The organism is Paenibacillus salivarius (assembly GCF_051307165.1).
GTDB lineage: Bacteria > Bacillota > Bacilli > Paenibacillales > Paenibacillaceae > Fontibacillus.
On sequence record NZ_CP195592.1, the window covers coordinates 4,462,213 to 4,479,277 of the forward strand.

The window sequence follows — 17,065 nt, forward strand, 5'->3', positions numbered from 1 at the left end:
CCTGGGGCAGCATAAAGCCCGGCGGACCTTATGCTGCCTTGGATTTTGCCGCTTAGAAGCCGGCGATTCCCTTGTCTTTCATCAGTTGACTGAATTTTTCGTCCCAGGCCTTCAGCACTTCCTCCGGCGTCAATCCGCCGGCGAATTGATCCTGCAGCAACCGGTACAGCTCGCTGCGGTCCACCAGCATAAAGGCATCCGTTGTCAGTACGGTTTTCTTCGGCGTAATGTAATTGTCCACGATTTCCTTTTTGTATGCCGGAAGCTCCGGCGTCGTCACATCGTTCAGGTTGGACACGTAGCCTTTGGAATCCACGATTTTTTGCGCGATTTCCTTGGAACCCATAAATTCAAGGAATTGCTTGGCCTCGTTCAAATGCTTCGCCTTCTTCGGAATGAACAGCTGGCCGCCGAGCGGACTCGCTCCCAATTTGGCGTCATCCGAGGAAGGAATCGGGAACACCCCGAGCTTCATGTTCGGATCCTGCTGCGCCACTCCCTCGATCAGCCAATCGCCCATGAACATCATGGCGACTTCCTTGTTCAAAAATTTGCCTACGGCCATGTCGTAGCTGTCGCTTAGAACATCGGCGTTGGTGTAGCCTTTCTTGTAGACATCGTATTGTTGCTGCAGAAATGTTTTGAATTCCGGAATGTCGGACCATTTTCTTTTGTTGCTGTTCAGATCGTCAAAAAAGCTCGGATCGTTCTTCGCGACAAAGTCGGCAAACGCGGCAGCAGGCCAGATGTTTGCGGCCCAGTTATCCTTATAAGGCATGAAGACGGGCGTTATGCCGCTGGCTTTGATTTTCTCGCAAACCGCCAGAAATTCTTCAAAGTTATTCGGAATCGTCAACCCCAGGTCTTCGAAGATTTGCTTGTTGTATACGACCCCCTGCATGCCTGTATCCTGACTCACATGAAAGCTGTACACATGTCCGTATGCCGACAGGACGTCTTTATTCAAAATCCGGCTGACCCATGGCTCGTTATCCAAAATTTCAAAATTGCGTTCGAGGTTGAGGTCCGTCGTCGCGCTGGCCAGGTTGTATTGAATAATGTCCGGCGCTTCGTTTACGGCCAGTTTGGTTTGCAGCACGGTCGTCGACTGCTCTGCGGGGATCAATTGAAGATTAACGTGAATATTCGTTTTCTTTTCAAACTCGTCGAGCAGGTCTTGTTGAATGAACGCCGAGTCTTGCGAGCTTTTGGAAATGGCTAATTCAATCGTTACTTTCTTTCCGTTGCTTCCGCCGTTTCCGTTCCCTCCATCCGCCGAGTTTCCGGATTTGGAGCCGCCAGATCCGCATGCGGCCAGAGAAACCGATAACAGTGCCGCCATCATCATCGTTGTCATTCTTTTTGTCTTGATGTTCAAGGCAAATCCCCCTCTGTTCATTTGAATGCGTTTACATCTTGATTATAAATTTCGACTCGTTTCCGGTACATGTCTGTAGATGACTCTTGATGTGTAAAATTCTGAACTTGAAACCGTTGTCACTTCGTGAACCGAAATGGTACAGTTATTTCATCATGAACCCCTCGAACCATGTCGAAAAGGAGGATACCGACAGCATGATACGAATGCCGGGTCGCGAAAAACTTCAATTCAGTTTGCAAACCAGGGTTTTTTTGACCTTTATCTCCCTGCTCCTTTTTGTACTCGTCTGCTTTATCATTTTCGTCAATCTCATCGTGATCAAGCCGCTGAAAAACACGACGGTTCATGAGACGCTCGAAGCCGCAGGCAAGGTGAGCGATCAAATCGATTTTTACATCGACGGCCAAAACCAGCTATCCCAGCGTATCTTGTCGAGCAAGGACATTTTTGCCATCCTGGAAAAAGGGGCTCTACCTTCCCTTGACGCCGAAAGGTTCCAATTGACGCGAAAGCTGAAGGACATCATGTTCCAGGCGATCGGCCCAAGCATGAACATTAAGGATATGGTGATTTACGACAAGCAGGGCTCCCTGTTCGTGTCCTATCTCGGCTCCAAAGGAAGCTCCACGTCGCTCCAATCCTTTCTGGACGAACCGCTGGGCGATGTGCAATGGGGACGCGGGGATTTCATTTTGACGCGGCAAGGCGATATCCTGTCCTTTATCCGCGCGGTCAATGATCAGAACGGCAAGGTTTACGGCTACCTCCGAATCCAATCCGACCTGGCTTATTTGCAAAGGCTCACGGAAGGCGTCGGTAAAGGCGAGGTTTATGTTCTCGACGGAGAGAACCGCCTGATCACAGGCACAAATGCCGATCCGAAGCATGCCGTTCTACAAGAGGAGCTCAAAGGCGAAGGCGTCTATGCCGATAAATTTCAAAACTATGTCGCCTATTCCCGTTCGGAGATTACCGGATGGACCACCTATCTTACGACACCGAAGAAGGCGGTTCTAGGCTCTGTCAATTCGGTCAAATATATCTCCATTTTGCTGATTTCTTCTTTGATGGTGCTTTCGTTCGTCTATATTTATTTTACGACGCGCAACCTGCTCCTCCCGATCCGGAAGCTGCGCAGCCAAATTTGGCGCATCAATTACAGCAATTTGAACGTTAAAGTCGACAGCAAGCCGCAGAACAACGATTTGCTTTTGCTAAACGAAGCGTTTCAGGATTTGATGGAGCGGCTCCAGGAATCGATCGACAGGGAGAAAATAGCGCTCCATGAGGAGGTCAAGGCTCGCAATTCGGCGCTGCAGGCACAGATTGCCCCGCATTTTATCCATAATGTCCTCTATTTGATCAGCATTGCGGCCCAGGAGGGCAAAAACGACGCGGTATCCGATATGTGCAAGCACCTCTCGGACAGTTTGCGGTATATCGTGTCATCGCCTTATGCGCATGTCACTTTGGCCGAAGAGCTGGAGCATACCCGGCACTACCTGTCGCTTGTCCAGCATAAATACGAGGAGGATCTCGAATGGGAAATCGAAGCGGACGAGCTGTCCCGGAATATCGAGCTTCCGCGGCTCGTTATCCAGCCTTTCGTGGAAAATTGCATCGAACATGCATTTAGCCATACCGATCCTCCGTGGCACATCAAAATCACGGTGAAGCAATTTAAAGGGGTTTGGGCGATCGAAATCAGGGATAACGGGGACGGATTCCCACTGGGCAAAATCAGCGAAATCCTGGACAATTTGGGCGAGTCGGATTCGGCCTCCCCCGAAGGCCGTGAACAGGGCGCGTCCATCGGCAACATGGGGATCGTCAACAGCGTGAACCGCCTGAAACTGATGTACGGGAACCGCCTGTTTTTTAATATTTTCAATCATTCCGGAAACGAAAAAGGCGCCACCATCCAAATCATCGGCTCGCTTGCCAAAGACTTTTACTGACTTTTCAGGAGGGGAAGCCATGTATCACGTATTGATCGCCGAGGACAGTAAACCGATTTTACGGAATATCCAAACGTTGTTAGGTTCGCTGGAGCTGCCGGTCCGGGTGGCAGCCACCGCCGCGAATGGCGAAGAAGCGCTCGAAACGATCGGAAAGCAAGATATTCACCTGCTTTTGACCGATATCCGGATGCCGAAGATGGACGGTTTGGCCTTAATCGAAAAGGCGAAGCAGATCAATCCGAATCTGGTCGTTGTATTGATCAGCGGATATAACGATTTTGAGTATACCCGAAAGGCTTTGAATCTTCAGGTGTTCGATTATTTGCTCAAACCGGTGGAACGCAGTCAGCTTGCGGAAGTCATGAAACGCGGGATCGAGCACTTGGAGCGTCAGGCTCGCAGCGATGCGAGTGTGTTAAAAGAAATCGTGGATCCGAGCTACCATGAAAAAATGCAGCCGGGCGAGCACTTTCATCTCTACGCCAAACTGATGTTCGTTATCCGCAGACAGCCGTTCACGAACAGACTAAACGCTTGGAACCCGGATGTCGCCCAGCGCTTATTATCCGGTATTTTCGCTCCTCATGCCTGCTTCGTTTTCCCGACGCCCGACTCCAATCAGTTTCTGGTTCTGGTCAGTGCGACGGTAACCGGGTTATTTTCCTCGTTATACGAATGCATGGAGGCGGCTCGGCGGGAGCTTCACTCCGGAGGCATGGACGTAACGATAGGCGGACAGCTTCAAGCGGCCGAACCCGTCAAGCTTCCGGAGCTCTATTACCGGTTAACGGAACTGTTGAACGAGCAGCAGCTTATCAATCGGGGATGCGTGTTACTGGATCGCGGCCAGCCAACTACAATTTCAGGTTCGGGACACATCCATACGGACCCGTCGCTGACGACCGGTTTCGCGGAGATGATCCGCGGCCGCCGGAAGGAGCAATTTAAACTCAAGCTGACCGAGCAGCTCGCCAAATGGGCCGAGGGCAATGCGAGACTCGCCGAGCTCGAGAGCTTTGTCCGCATGCTGATCGACACGTTTGCCCGGTTGCTCCAGGATCGCGATGCCGAAATCCGGATCCGCCTCGAAGAAGTTTCGAACCGGTTGTTCGACCACGAAACTTATGCCGGGTTCGAAAAGGCGCTGCTGGAATGGAGCGATCAATGCTTTGAAATATTGCAGGCTCTCAGCCGGAAAAGCGGTCAGGAATTGTTCGGGCGGCTGGACGAATTTTTGAAAAAGAATATGTATTCCCAGCTTTCCATTAACGATGTCGCGCAGAGGTTTCACGTCAGCCCCTCTTACATTAGCCGCGTCATCAAAAAACAGACGCATAACACCTTTGTGCAATATTACACCAAGCTGAAAATCAATGAGGCCTGCAGGCTTATGGCGGACAAACCGGACATGAAATTCAAGGAAATCTCGGACGCGCTGGCGTTCAGCGATCAGCATTATTTTTCAAAAGTATTTAAAGAATATACGGGGTATAGCCCGACCGAATATAAAGGGAGTTTTCAATAAAGATGAATAAAGACGCCGTTAGTAACCAAAAGATACACGCTGTTTTTTTCGATGTGGACGATACGCTGTACGATCATTTGATTCCTTTCCGCGAAGCGCTTCAAAATGTTCTTGGCACTGGCCCCGACTTTCCCTATGCCCCTGCCTATCACAGAATGCGCTATTACAGCGATCTTCTCTCGGCACGGGCCGGAGGAACGCCTACGCATGGCCGTGAACTGGAAGAAATGCGGACCAGCCGATTCAAACTTGCCCTCGGAGAATTCGGCGTCGAGTTGACTGAGCTTCAGGCGGCCCGAGTCCAGTCCGAGTATTTAAGCCGCCAGTTCGATATTCGTTTGTTCGACGGCGCCCGTTCGTTGATGGCTTCGCTTATAGATAACGGCTGCATCGTCGGGCTGATTACCAATGGCCCGCCTGAGCATCAGATGAAGAAAATTGAAGCGCTCGGCGTGTTGGAACTGATCCCGCCGGAGCGGATCTTCATTTCCGGAGCCGTCGGGATCACGAAACCCGACCGCAAGCTGTTCGATCACGTCGCGGACAAGCTGGGACTTTCTCCCGCTTCCTGCTGTTATATCGGGGACTCCTGGAGGAATGACGTCGTCGGGGCTGTGGATGCCGGTTGGAAGGTCATATGGTTCAATCACCGCGCCGCACAGCCCGAATCCGGGCACCGGCCCCACGAAACGGCTTCAAGTTACGAGGAGCTTGCCCGGAAGCTGCGTTCTCTCTGATTCAGCGCGGGATGGCAGGGTATTAAACTACTGACATGATTCCGCAGCTTTCAGAGAGGAGCGAAATCGCATGAATGAACTCAGATTGAGAGACAAGATCGCCGTAGTGACCGGAGGAGGATCCGGGATCGGAAAAGCGACGGCCATCCGGTTTGCGCAGCATGGGGCAAAGGTGTACATGCTGGACCGCACCCCGGAGAACGCGGAGGAAACGAAGCGGGTCATCGAATCCGCCGGTGGTGCGGCCACGGTGATCGAATGCGATATTTCCCGTCCCGAAATGATCGAACAAGGATTTCGCCGGATCGCGGACGAAGCGGGCAGCGTGGATGTCGTATTCGCCAACGCCGGCATTAACGGAACGATGGCTCCAATCGAAACGATGGAAATCGGCGATTGGGATCAAACGCTGAGCATCAATTTGCGCGGCACGTTCGCGACCGTAAAATACGCTATTCCTTACATGAAGGAAAACGGCGGCAGCATCGTCATCACCAGCTCGATCAACGGGAACAGAGTATTTTCCGGAATCGGCTTTTCGGCCTACGCTTCCTCCAAGGCCGCTCAGGTCGCGTTCATGAAAATGGCCGCCCTGGAGCTGGCCCGATACGGTATCCGCGTCAACGCGATCTGTCCGGGGGCGATCGAGACGAATATCGGGGACAATACCCATCCTACGGACGATTTGCAGGAAGTCAAAATCCCCGTCGAATTTCCGGAAGGGAGCCATCCTCTTGAACGGGCCCCCGGAAAACCCGAGCAGGTCGCGAATCTCGTTCTATTCCTCGCTTCGGACGAGTCTTTCCATCTGACCGGTACGGAGATTTACGTGGACGGAGCCGAGTCCCTTCTGCGCGGGTAGGTCCCAAGCTCCCTCAGTTCCATAAGCCAGCCCTGAACAAAGAGTTCAGGGCTGGCTTTTCGTGTATATTTTTCCTCCACTGTCACATAATACGTCCAAACTCTAGGGAGGGGATGGAAGCTTATGTCATTTTTCAAAAAACTTAAACAGAAATGGTCCAGCAGCGCTTCGACGGAAAAACACCCTCAAGGCGTGCCGCAAGTAACCGGCCCTCTCACGCTCGAAACGATTCTGGAGGAGTTTAAGGATTGCAACGACTTGACACGGCTCTCGCTCCCCCTCCTTCAGGCGGACCTTGTCTATTTTTCTCATCTTATCAATAATGACATCTACGAACGCGACGTTCTAAATCCGCTCCGGAACATAAAGTCCGAGGAACTGGGTGATTTGTTGAAGGAATCCCAGTTTTCCGAACCCCCGGATGCAAAGGATACCGTCAACGGAATTCTTGACGGAAAAGCCGCTCTTTTCGCGCCTCAAGGCGTGTTTCTTATTGATGTTTACGGACCCGAAAAACGGAGCATTGAACAATCCCAGTCGGAAAGCGCCATTACCGGTCCCCATGATGCGTTTATCGAATCGATCGATACGAATCTCTCCCTGATGCGCCGCAAAGTCAAAAGCAACCGCTTGAAGGTTCGGGAGTTTAAGGTCGGGGAAATTACAAAGACGAAGGTATATCTCCTGTATATCGAAGGAATAGCGGATAAAGAATTTGCGGACCGGATGGCCGAAAGGATTCAAAGCATCGAATTCAGCGGCGTTTATGACGGGCTCATGCTGACTCAGATGATCGATGATTTCCCCAACGCGATGTTTCCGCTGTTTCAAACCTCGGAACGTCCGGATATTTCCATATCCAAACTCGTCGAGGGAAAGATCATCGTGATGGCGGACCAAAGCCCATCCGTCATTATCGCTCCATCCAGCTTTTTTGAATTTTTTACGACCCCGGACGATTATTACAACCGATGGGTTGTCGGCAGCGCGCTTCGTCTACTCAGATATTTGGCGTTTATCATTACCATTACGCTTACGCCCCTTTATGTCGCAATTACGACTTATCATTATGAGCTGATTCCGGAAAACATGCTGTCCTCGCTGACGGAGTCGAGAAGCAGGGTGCCTTTTCCCCCGATCATCGAAGCGCTGCTCATGGAAACGACGATCGAGATGCTGCGGGAAGCCGGCGCGCGCCTGCCGACGAAAATCGGACAAACGATCGGCATCGTCGGCGGGATTGTGATCGGGACCGCGGCCGTGGATGCCGGCTTTACCAGCAACATTTTGATCATCTCGGTCGCGATGTCGGCCATCGCTTCTTTTGTCGTGCCCAGCTATGTCATGAGCGGATCGATCCGGCTCATCCGGTTCGGGTTCATCATACTGTCCGGCATGCTCGGAAATTTCGGGTTGATCTCGGGCATCGGACTGCTGATTATTCATTTGTCCAAGCTGACCAGCCTCGGAGCCCCTTACACGCTTCCGGCTGCCCCGACGAAACCGGTGGACTGGAAAGACATTTTTGTCCGGGGGCCGTTCTGGTCTTTTCATAGCCGTCCCACCCAGGCATCCTCAAAAAATAAAAATCCAAACAAGATGAAGAAATAGGTGATCCCTTTGTCCCAAGAGAAGTTGAGCCGGTTTAACATCGCCGCCATCATTTACAACACCCAAGTCGGAGTCGTGGTCTTTACTCTGCCGCGACTGTTGGCCACTCACTTCGGCACCAACGGCTGGGCGGCACTGATCCCCATGTTTTTTTTCATCAGTTTGAACATCATATTGATCAACTCCGTGTACCGGTTGGGGAAAGGAAAATCGGTATTCGAGATTTTGAAATCGGGGCTTCCGCGTTGGATCCTTGTTCCGATTTATCTGGTGATGGGCTCCGCCATGGCTATGGTGGGATGTCTCGTCGTCAAACAATACGTCATGATCTATCAGATGCTCATTTTCCCCCATACTTCCGACTCTCATCTTAAGCTGGTTATCGATGTATTAGTCTTTTTGCTGGTGATAAAGGGGATTTACAATATGTCAAAGGCAAACGTACTGATCGTGTTTGTCGTATTATCGTTGCTTCCGATCAGCATTGCGTTCTGGATGGAGATGGACCTGGTTCGAATGACTCCGTTTTTATTTCAGGGAGGGCAAGATATGGGGCAAGGCTGGATCAAATTGTACGAGGCATTTTTGGGCTATGAACTGACCATTTTTCTGTTTCCGTTTGCGGAAAAGGGTAAAAAGTGGCTGAAATACGTGCATTTCGGGAACGGATTCACCTTCCTCATGTATCTGCTGGTGACGATCGAATGTTACGGTTTTTTTAATTACCTGGAACTTCCGCACCTTTCCTTCCCGCTTCTCGAGATGTTCGGATACCTGCGTTTTCCGTTTGCGGAACGGATTCAAAACTTTCTTTACAGCTTTTTCGTGCTTTCGATCTTATTCACGTCAGGCATGTATTTCTGGTCCAGTCAGCTTGTATTCACTGAATTGATGCCGCGTCTCAACAAAAAGTGGGTACTGTTTCTTCTGATACTGATTACATATTTTGTTAGCCGGATGCCGAAAACGTTAATAGTTGTCGAGCAGTGGTTCGGAAAGCTTACCTACTTCCAGCTTGGAGTCGCCCTCGTTCTCCCTATCCTCGCCCTGCTCGCGCTGCTGCTAAAGAAAGGGAAAGATGCCCATGCGTAAAAAGCTGCTTCTCTTGGTCGGCGGAACCTGCTTGCTTCTGCTTACCGCTTGCGCCCAGGACAGAAATATACTGGAACAAATCGGCTATATCCGCACGGCAGGCTACGATGCCGTTCAGGGCAGTCCGAACCGGGTCAAGCTCACCTTCCTGGTGCCGTTGCTATTGAATCCCGAAAACAGGACGAGCCAAAAGGATGAAATATTGACCGTAGTGACGGGCAGCGGCAAAGAAGCGCGGAATATCCTTTCCCGCAGAACGAGCAAAAAACTGGTCAGTGGGCAGCTACGGACCATTTTGATTAGTGGGGAATTGGCAAGTCAGGGACTTTTCAAACATTTAGATACCTTCTTGCGCGATTCTACGATTTCGAAACGGGCAGGGCTCGTCGTTGTGGAGGGCTCGGCCAACGAGGTCATTTCCTCGGACTATCCGGGTCATCCGCCAGCCGGGAAATATATTGACCAGCTGTTGACCAAGGAATTCGAATTGGAGACCACGCCCCGGGTTTTGCTGCATGAATTTCTCAGGGACTATTATGATGAAGGAAAAGACCCGATCATCACGATCTTACGCAAAAATGGGCAGGATCTGGAGTCGGACGGCGTCGCCTTGTTCCAAAATGACAGGTATGTAGGAAAAGTGCTGCCGGAGGAGCTTTTCTACTTCTCTATTTTGTATCATAACCTGGAGAAGGGCATGTTTACGGTCACTTCGGATATGCCGGAATTAAAATCCATCACGTTTGACGCGATCAATAGCCATAAAAAAATAAAGATCAGGCAGGCCGAGGATGGAAAGCTGCGCGCGGAAATCCATCTTAGCGTGGATGGCGGGGTGCGTGAATATATTGGAAACATGAAACTGAGCACGCCTGAAAGAAAAGAAGTGGAAAGGATGCTGGGAGAATACATTTCAAAGCAGGCCGATCAAGTCATTCGCAAACTTCAGCAACACCGCACCGACAGTATAGGCATCGGCCAATACGCGCGCAATAAAATGGGCTATAAAAAATGGAAGGAAACCGACTGGAGAGAAATGTACGCGAATATGGATATCGAAGTGAAAGCTAAATTTCTCATCAAGAATTTCGGCAGTTACTATGATTAAGCATGAAAAAACGGCCTCCGATCTCCCCTTGAATAAGGGGGCGGAAGCCGTTTTTATGATACATGAAAGCCGAGATTTACTTCTTCAGCTTGTCCCAAGCCGCTTGCATTTTGGTCATCCAACCGTTCACATCGGTTTTGTCCGCGATGAACTCTTGGATCACGCTTGCGAATTCTTGGGTTACGCCGTCAGGGAATTTCGAAGATTGCAGGCCGTAAACTTTGTTTGCGTCCACATAGGTTTTCACGTCTGCGCCCAACTGGCCGATATCTTCGGCAGAAGCCGGAATCGTCGTCAGAGCAGGAATGAATTTCCACTTCTTAACGATATACTCTTTACCCAAATCCGAAGTTACGAGCCAGTTCAAGAAGATCTTTGCTTCTTCCTTGGAATCGGAATCCTTGTTTACAACCAGGTTGGCAGGGATACCTACAGTAAGCTTGTCATTCGCTTCTGCATTATCATCGATCGGCATTGGGAACATTCCGATGTTCATTCCCGGAGTAATGTTGTCGATCAAAGTTTGCGCCCAGTTGCCTTCCTGCATCATCGCCACTTCGCCGCTCGCGAACAAGGCAAGGTGCGTGTTGGCATCCGTCGTCAGCGGGTTCTTTTGTCCGTATTTAACGGTCAATTTAAGCAGGTTGCTCCAGTCTTTAAACTGCTGGTTGTCAACGATCGTTTGAGTTCCTTCGTTCAAACCTTTGATAAATTCATCGACATTGTCTTGTCTTGCAAAAGCGGTGCTGATCCCTTGGTTACCAAGCAACCACCATTCTTGATAAGCGTTACCGAACGGAGTAATACCGGCAGCTTCCAGTTTTTTAGCTGCTTCTTCAAGCTCGGTAATGGTTTTAGGTGTTTCCGTGATGCCTGCTTTTGCGAACAGGTCCTTGTTGTAGACATAACCGATACCTTCCAGGTTCATCGGCATACCGTAAACTTTGCCGTCTTTCGTCATTGGTTCTGCCGCCAAAGGCACCAGATCCGTCACCCATGGCTGATCGGAAAGATCTTCAATCTTGTCTTGCCACATATCGAGTTCCGCAAATCCGCCGTTCGAGAAAATGTCCGGAGCGTCGTCGGATGCGAATTTCGTTTTCAACGCTGCCGCGTAGTCCGCGCCGCCGCCGACCGTTTGGATATCCAGTTTGATGTTCGGATATTCTTTTTCGAACTCAACCTTCAGTTCGTTCAAGCCCTCGACGATTTCGGTTTTGAATTGGAAAATCTTAACCGTCTTCACTTCGCCGTTTGCGGATTTGCCGCCTTCGGCGTTGCCCGAGTTTGCCTTGTTATTGCCGCCGCAAGCCGCAAGCATCATACTCATGACGAGCAGCACGGACAAAATGACCAAGGAACGCTTTTTGTTCATGACTTGTTTTCCCCCTAAAATTATCTTTTTTATTGGAACGCCAGGCTTGATCGAGTTTAACCTTTTACCGAGCCTGCCGCAATTCCCTCAACAATGTAACGCTGTAAGAACAGGTAGAAGACGACGATCGGCAAAATCCCGATGGCCAGCGCCGGCAGCGCCATGTCCCACTGCTTCGTATATTGTCCGAAGAACGAGTACGTCGCCAGCGGAATCGTACGCATCGACGGTTTTTGCAGGATCAGGGACGGCAGCAAGTAGTCGTTCCAGATCGCCAAAGCGTTGAGCACGATGATGGTCATCATCATCGGTTTAAGCAGCGGCATCACGATCCGGAAAAATACCGTAATCGGATTGCAGCCGTCGACGGTAGCGGCTTCTTCGATTTCCAGCGGGATCGATTTGACGAACCCGTGGAACAGGAAGATCGCCATCGGAAGACTGAGACCCAAGTTGGTCAGGAGCAGTCCCCAAATGCTGTTGTTGACGCCCAAAATGTTCACGATTTTCAAAACCGGAATCATGATCGTCTGGAACGGCACAACCATCGACATTACGAACAACATCAGCAAAACACGGTTGAATCTTGTATTCGAGCGAACCATGCGGTAAGCCGCCATCGCACTGAACAGCGTAATGAGAATGACGCTGATGACGGTAATGACCGCCGAGTTACGGAACGCCTCCGAGAATCGGGCAAGTTCCCACGCTTTGGAATAGTTGTCAAAATTGAATTCCGTCGGCCAGCTTGCCGCATTTTTTAAGATTTCGCCAAACGATTTCACCGAATTGGCGAACAGAAAATAAAACGGAGCAAGAAACAGAAGCGCCACAAGCGCCATAATGATCTCGATAATTACATTTCTGCCGCGCGATCTTTCTTCCATTACGCTTCAACCTCCTTGCTCTTCGTGATGCGCACTTGAATGAGCGAGATGATCGCAACGATGACGAAGAACAGCAGCGCTTTCGCCGTGCCGAGCCCGTACCGGTTGTTCAGGAACGCCTCGTTGTAAATGTTCAGAGCAACGGATTCCGTCGATTTGAACGGACCGCCTTTCGTCAGCGAGAGGTTCAAGTCGAACATTTTAAACGACCAAGAGATGGCCAGGAACAAGCTGACGGTAACCGCTGGCATGATCAAAGGAGCGATGATGCTGCGCAGAACCTGGAACCGGCTCGCGCCGTCAATTTCCGCAGCTTCCAGCACTTCTTTGGATACGTTGCTGAGCGATGCGATATAGATAACCATCAAATAACCCGAGGATTGCCATACAAACACCATGACAATCGCCCAAAAGCCTGTCGTCGCGTCGCCGAGCCAAGGCAACTGGAAGAAAGACCAGCCCGTGGAATCACCCAGCGTCGCAAAACCTTTAATAAAAATAAATTGCCAAATGAAGCCGAGCAGCAGACCGCCGATGACGTTCGGCATAAAAAAGATCGTCCGCAGCACGCTGCGCGTTTTAAGCGGTTTGGTCAGGAAATATGCGAGGAAGAATCCGACCAAGTTCGTAAGCAGAACGCCGATAACCGTAAACCGCACCGTAAACCAGAACGATTTCCAGAAATCCGGGTCCCCGTTAAATATTTTGACGAAATTATCGAAGCCGACCCATGTTACTTCCCCCGATACGCCATTCCAGTCCGTGAAGGAATAATACATCCCCATTAAAAACGGAATAATCATGACTAACGTGAAAAACAAAATAGCCGGGCCGACGAAAAAGACCTGTTGTCCAACCTGAGATAACTTTTTCCCTTGCATGATTGGCCCCCTCCTACATCTCTCTTTTGAAACAACCTGATCTGTTCATCATCAAAGATGACTTTTTGAACAATCTCCTATAGTGTTATTATGTAATTATTTTGATTCGACTAACACCGACATAAGTGACCACTAAGGTGTAAAATATTGATCGGAAGTGTTATGGATGAAAAGGAACAGTATTCGCACCAAATTGATCGTCTTTATGCTTCTGCCTATCGTCATTTTTACGGCGGCCGCCATAGGGATCAGCTATACACACACCACGACTTCGCTTAGGACTCGTGCGGTTGAAGAAAATACCAACCTGCTGTATCAGGGGTATCGCAACATCGACAGCCTTTTGCAGGAGGTCAACCGGGTCTCGCTCAGCGTGTATTCCGATTCGGAGTTTTACAGGCAGCTTGAAGCCGGTGTTGACGACATTTCCGCCCAAATCAGCATTTATAGTTCGCTCAATTATATCTACAAGGCGATGCCGGATATTTTTCAGGTTTACTTGTACGGCATTAAAGGCAACCACGCGACGATTATTGTCCAAGACACGCCGAAGCGTTGGCAGGCTCCGGATCCGTATCCGGTTTCCGCCCTCCCGAGAGACAAACCGCTTTATGTGGAAACATCGCACGAAAGCCATCATTACGGGCTGCCTGCCCCTTTCATGCCGCCGGTCACCGATGAGGTTTTTACCCTGCACCGGAGGATCGAGAAAGTTCCTTCGATCGAGGCGATCGGTTATTTGTCGATCGATATAAAACTATCGGCCCTTCAAGAAATCGCAGACCAGCTGTATGACCGGAATAATGAAAATTTATATATTGTAGATTCTGGCGGTAATCTCGTTTATACCGACAAAACCGAGCTGATCGGGAAACCGTTGGAGGAGCCCTGGTTCGATAAATTGGCCGAGGAGGCCGAGGAAGAATTCGGCTCCTTCGAACGGAACGGTTCCGTCTTTGTTTATCAGCGCATTCAAAGCTCCGGCGCGGACTGGATGCTGGTCAAGCAAATTCCGGAATCCTTCCTGCTTCGCGAAGCGAACGAGGCCGCTAAAATTAACCTCGTTTTGTTCGGAGTCGCCCTGCTCCTGATTATTACCGCAACGATCGTGATCTCCATTCGCATTACCTCGCCGATCAAGCGGCTTTCCCGATACATGAGCCAGATTCGGACCGGAAATCTCCAGGTCGATATCGTTCCCGCGGGGAACGACGAGGTGGGCGTGTTGACGGAAAGGTTCCGGGAAATGATGGATACGATCAACAATCTGATTTTGCGGGAGTACAAATTGGAGCTGACAAACAAAAACAATCAGCTGCGTGCGCTCCAGGCCCAGATTAATCCTCATTTCCTGAACAATACGCTGCAGATCATCGGTACGCTTGCCCTTGAGCTGAATGTGCCGCAAATTTATGCGCTGATATCCTCGCTCGCAAAGATGATGCGCTACAGCATGAATAACGAGGATGGTAACGTAACGCTCCATGACGAGTTGGAACACGTAAAAGCCTATATCCAGCTGCAAAAGGAACGCTTTGAGAACCGGTTTACTTTTCAGTATGAAATCGAGGATTCGTTATTGGACGTGGAAATGCCGAAAATGATATTGCAGCCGATTACGGAGAACTATTTCAAGCACGGGATCGACAAACAACGATCCGACGGCTGGATCCGCTTAACCGCAGACCGGCTGGAGGACGGCCGAATTCGCATCGCGGTGGAAAACAACGGCGCCGGCATACCGGAGGACAAGCTGCTTCGCCTGCAAAACAACTTAAGCTTGTCGGGGGCCGAGCAGGTAAAACCCGGAGAGGATCGTCACGGCAAACAGTCCACCTCTATCGGCCTTGCCAACGTGCTGACCCGCCTTCGTCTCGTTTACGGCGAAGACGCAGAATTAATCGCGACCAATATGGAGTCGGGCGGAGTCAGGATTGAAATTATTTTCAGGGATTCTAAAGAAGTCGGAGAGTGAATGAGACCATGAGAGCATTAATTGTAGATGATGAGTCCAGAGTAAGAAAGGCGGTCAGGCTGCTCGTCGACTGGGAACGGCACGGAATCGACGAGGTGCTGGAAGCCGGCGGCGGGAATGAAGCGATCGAAATGATTCAAAAATATAAACCCGCGCTGGTCATTATGGACATGATGATGGAAGCGGGCCATGGCATGGAGCTGATGGCATGGGTGAACGGACACGCGGGATCCGTCAAATTCATCGTGATCAGCGGCCATGATGATTTTGAATTTGTGCGAAGCGCGGTGCGGCATGGCGGGATTGATTATATTCTGAAGCCGATCGATCCCGAGGCGATCAACGCGGCTGTGGAGAAAGCCATTCTCGGCTGGCGCCGGGAAGAGCGTGAGCGGCTGGAGCAGCAGCAGCAAAGCATTCGTTTGAACGAAATCAAGCCCGTTTATAGCGAAAAGCTGTTATCTTCACTGATCGATGATCCCGGATCCGCGGAAAGCACCTTAAAACGCCTTCGCTTGGAGAAAGTCGTCCCCGAGGACAAGGAGGCCGCCCGGCTGCTGCTGATTCAGATCGATCCGGGAGATAAAGCGCTGTTCGGCCGGTTCGGAAACGACAGCGAGCTGCTTAGCTTCGCATTTATAAATATATGTAACGAGTTTCTGCTGCCGGAACGGCTGGGAATCGCTTTTAAGCATTGGGGCATGCCGCTGGAAGTACCTATTTTGCTATGGGACCGGCCGGAACAAGCACCGGAGCTGATCGCCCGCATCAATGAAGGGCTGTACGATACGTTTCAGCGGAGGGTCCATGTCGGCGTGGCGGCAACCGGCCCCCTTCCCCATAGCCTTCCGGCTCAATATGCCCAGGCGCTGGGTGCCGTTCGCCGCCGGAATTTGCTGGAACCCGACCAGTACGTCCACTTCCTCCAGCGTCCCGCTTTGGAGCCTAGGGAGGCCCGGGACGCGGGGGAAGGCGGCGGCGTTAGCGGCGGGGTCTCCTTGTTTGCGAGCGTGCGCGAGGAATGGAAAACCGCCGTGCTCAGCGGTGACGCCGGACAAATCGATGCGGCCGCGCACCACGGCGTCGAGACGTTATGCCGGGCCGGTATCGTCACGCCCGAAATGCTCGAAGCATGGAAGAACGACGTTCTGTCCTTCCGGCTTGGCCTCCTGCGCGAAACGCTCGGCCAGGAAGCGGAAGGCGCATTGTCTTCCCTTGAACAAAGTGATGCGGAGCAGGCTCCTCCCCTGATCAACGCTTATGCTTTCTCCGCCTTTGCCTGGCAGGACTGGTCCAGCTCGTTCATGGACCGGATCGCCCTGGAGATTTCGGAGCACAAGCCCCGGGAAAAACACACGATCCGCGACATTATCACGTATATCGAACAGCATTACGGTTCGGAAATATCGCTGCAGGATATCGCCAGCCATTTCTATGTGAGCCGTGAATATATCTCCCGGAAATTCAAGCAGGAGTTTGGCATTAACTTCTCGGACTATCTCGCCGAATACCGGATCGATAAAGCGAAAAGGCTTATGCTCAACCCGAGTTTGAAAATGCAGCAGATCGCCGAGATGGTCGGAATCCATGACGTGAAATATTTCAGCAAAGTGTTCAAAAAGCAGACCGGAGAATCCCCGCGCGATTACCGGAGCAAGCTTAAATTGTAA

General features: G+C 50.8%; 13 protein-coding genes. 9 read left to right on the plus strand and 4 right to left on the minus strand.

Features of this window, described 5'->3' with window-relative positions; genetic code table 11:
• Nucleotides 1–52 precede the first annotated feature (52 nt).
• Nucleotides 53–1,378 carry an ABC transporter substrate-binding protein gene (locus tag ACSFXJ_RS20660; RefSeq protein WP_435922239.1) on the minus strand — a complete coding sequence of 442 codons (1,326 nt, stop codon included), beginning with the start codon at nucleotides 1,376–1,378 and terminating at the stop codon, nucleotides 53–55.
• Nucleotides 1,379–1,575: 197 nt separating this feature from the next.
• Between ACSFXJ_RS20660 and ACSFXJ_RS20665 the strand changes: the two genes are divergently transcribed.
• The 7 genes from ACSFXJ_RS20665 (at nucleotide 1,576) to ACSFXJ_RS20695 (ending at nucleotide 10,277) form a co-directional block, all read left to right on the plus strand.
• Nucleotides 1,576–3,339 (plus strand): cache domain-containing sensor histidine kinase, encoded by a 1,764-nt coding sequence (locus tag ACSFXJ_RS20665; protein ID WP_435922240.1) that lies wholly within the window; start codon nucleotides 1,576–1,578, stop codon nucleotides 3,337–3,339.
• Between the two features lie 19 nt (nucleotides 3,340–3,358).
• Nucleotides 3,359–4,867 carry a response regulator transcription factor gene (locus tag ACSFXJ_RS20670; RefSeq protein ID WP_435922241.1) on the plus strand — a complete coding sequence of 503 codons (1,509 nt, stop codon included), beginning with the start codon at nucleotides 3,359–3,361 and terminating at the stop codon, nucleotides 4,865–4,867.
• Nucleotides 4,868–4,869: 2 nt separating this feature from the next.
• A complete protein-coding gene (locus ACSFXJ_RS20675; protein WP_435922242.1) occupies nucleotides 4,870–5,604 on the plus strand; it encodes an HAD family hydrolase in 735 nt (244 codons plus the stop codon).
• A gap of 70 nt (nucleotides 5,605–5,674) precedes the next feature.
• Nucleotides 5,675–6,466, plus strand: a complete 792-nt coding sequence (locus ACSFXJ_RS20680; RefSeq protein WP_435922243.1) for an SDR family oxidoreductase — start codon at nucleotides 5,675–5,677, stop codon at nucleotides 6,464–6,466.
• A gap of 123 nt (nucleotides 6,467–6,589) precedes the next feature.
• Nucleotides 6,590–8,077 carry a spore germination protein gene (locus ACSFXJ_RS20685; protein ID WP_435922244.1) on the plus strand — a complete coding sequence of 496 codons (1,488 nt, stop codon included), beginning with the start codon at nucleotides 6,590–6,592 and terminating at the stop codon, nucleotides 8,075–8,077.
• A 9-nt stretch (nucleotides 8,078–8,086) separates the two neighbouring features.
• Nucleotides 8,087–9,169 carry a GerAB/ArcD/ProY family transporter gene (locus ACSFXJ_RS20690; RefSeq protein ID WP_435922245.1) on the plus strand — a complete coding sequence of 361 codons (1,083 nt, stop codon included), beginning with the start codon at nucleotides 8,087–8,089 and terminating at the stop codon, nucleotides 9,167–9,169.
• Complete coding sequence (locus tag ACSFXJ_RS20695) at nucleotides 9,162–10,277, plus strand: Ger(x)C family spore germination protein (protein ID WP_435922246.1); 1,116 nt, start codon at nucleotides 9,162–9,164, stop codon at nucleotides 10,275–10,277. The genes ACSFXJ_RS20690 and ACSFXJ_RS20695 overlap by 8 nt, the downstream gene beginning before the upstream one ends.
• Before the next feature lie 76 nt (nucleotides 10,278–10,353).
• Here ACSFXJ_RS20695 and ACSFXJ_RS20700 read toward each other — a convergent pair whose 3' ends face one another.
• Genes ACSFXJ_RS20700 through ACSFXJ_RS20710 form a run of 3 tightly spaced genes read right to left on the minus strand, consistent with a single transcriptional unit; the run spans nucleotide 10,354 to nucleotide 13,420 of the window.
• Nucleotides 10,354–11,652 (minus strand): ABC transporter substrate-binding protein, encoded by a 1,299-nt coding sequence (locus ACSFXJ_RS20700; protein WP_435922247.1) that lies wholly within the window; start codon nucleotides 11,650–11,652, stop codon nucleotides 10,354–10,356.
• A gap of 56 nt (nucleotides 11,653–11,708) precedes the next feature.
• A complete protein-coding gene (locus ACSFXJ_RS20705; protein ID WP_435922248.1) occupies nucleotides 11,709–12,539 on the minus strand; it encodes a carbohydrate ABC transporter permease in 831 nt (276 codons plus the stop codon).
• Nucleotides 12,539–13,420, minus strand: coding sequence for a carbohydrate ABC transporter permease (locus tag ACSFXJ_RS20710; RefSeq protein ID WP_435922249.1), 882 nt, complete (start codon nucleotides 13,418–13,420; stop codon nucleotides 12,539–12,541). The genes ACSFXJ_RS20705 and ACSFXJ_RS20710 overlap by 1 nt, the downstream gene beginning before the upstream one ends.
• A 166-nt stretch (nucleotides 13,421–13,586) precedes the next feature.
• On the opposite strand from ACSFXJ_RS20710, the gene ACSFXJ_RS20715 reads away from it, so the two are divergent.
• A complete protein-coding gene (locus ACSFXJ_RS20715; protein ID WP_435922250.1) occupies nucleotides 13,587–15,395 on the plus strand; it encodes a cache domain-containing sensor histidine kinase in 1,809 nt (602 codons plus the stop codon).
• 8 nt (nucleotides 15,396–15,403) lie between these two features.
• The gene (locus tag ACSFXJ_RS20720) at nucleotides 15,404–17,065 is read left to right on the plus strand and encodes a response regulator transcription factor (protein ID WP_435922251.1); all 1,662 of its coding nucleotides are present in this window, start codon (nucleotides 15,404–15,406) and stop codon (nucleotides 17,063–17,065) included.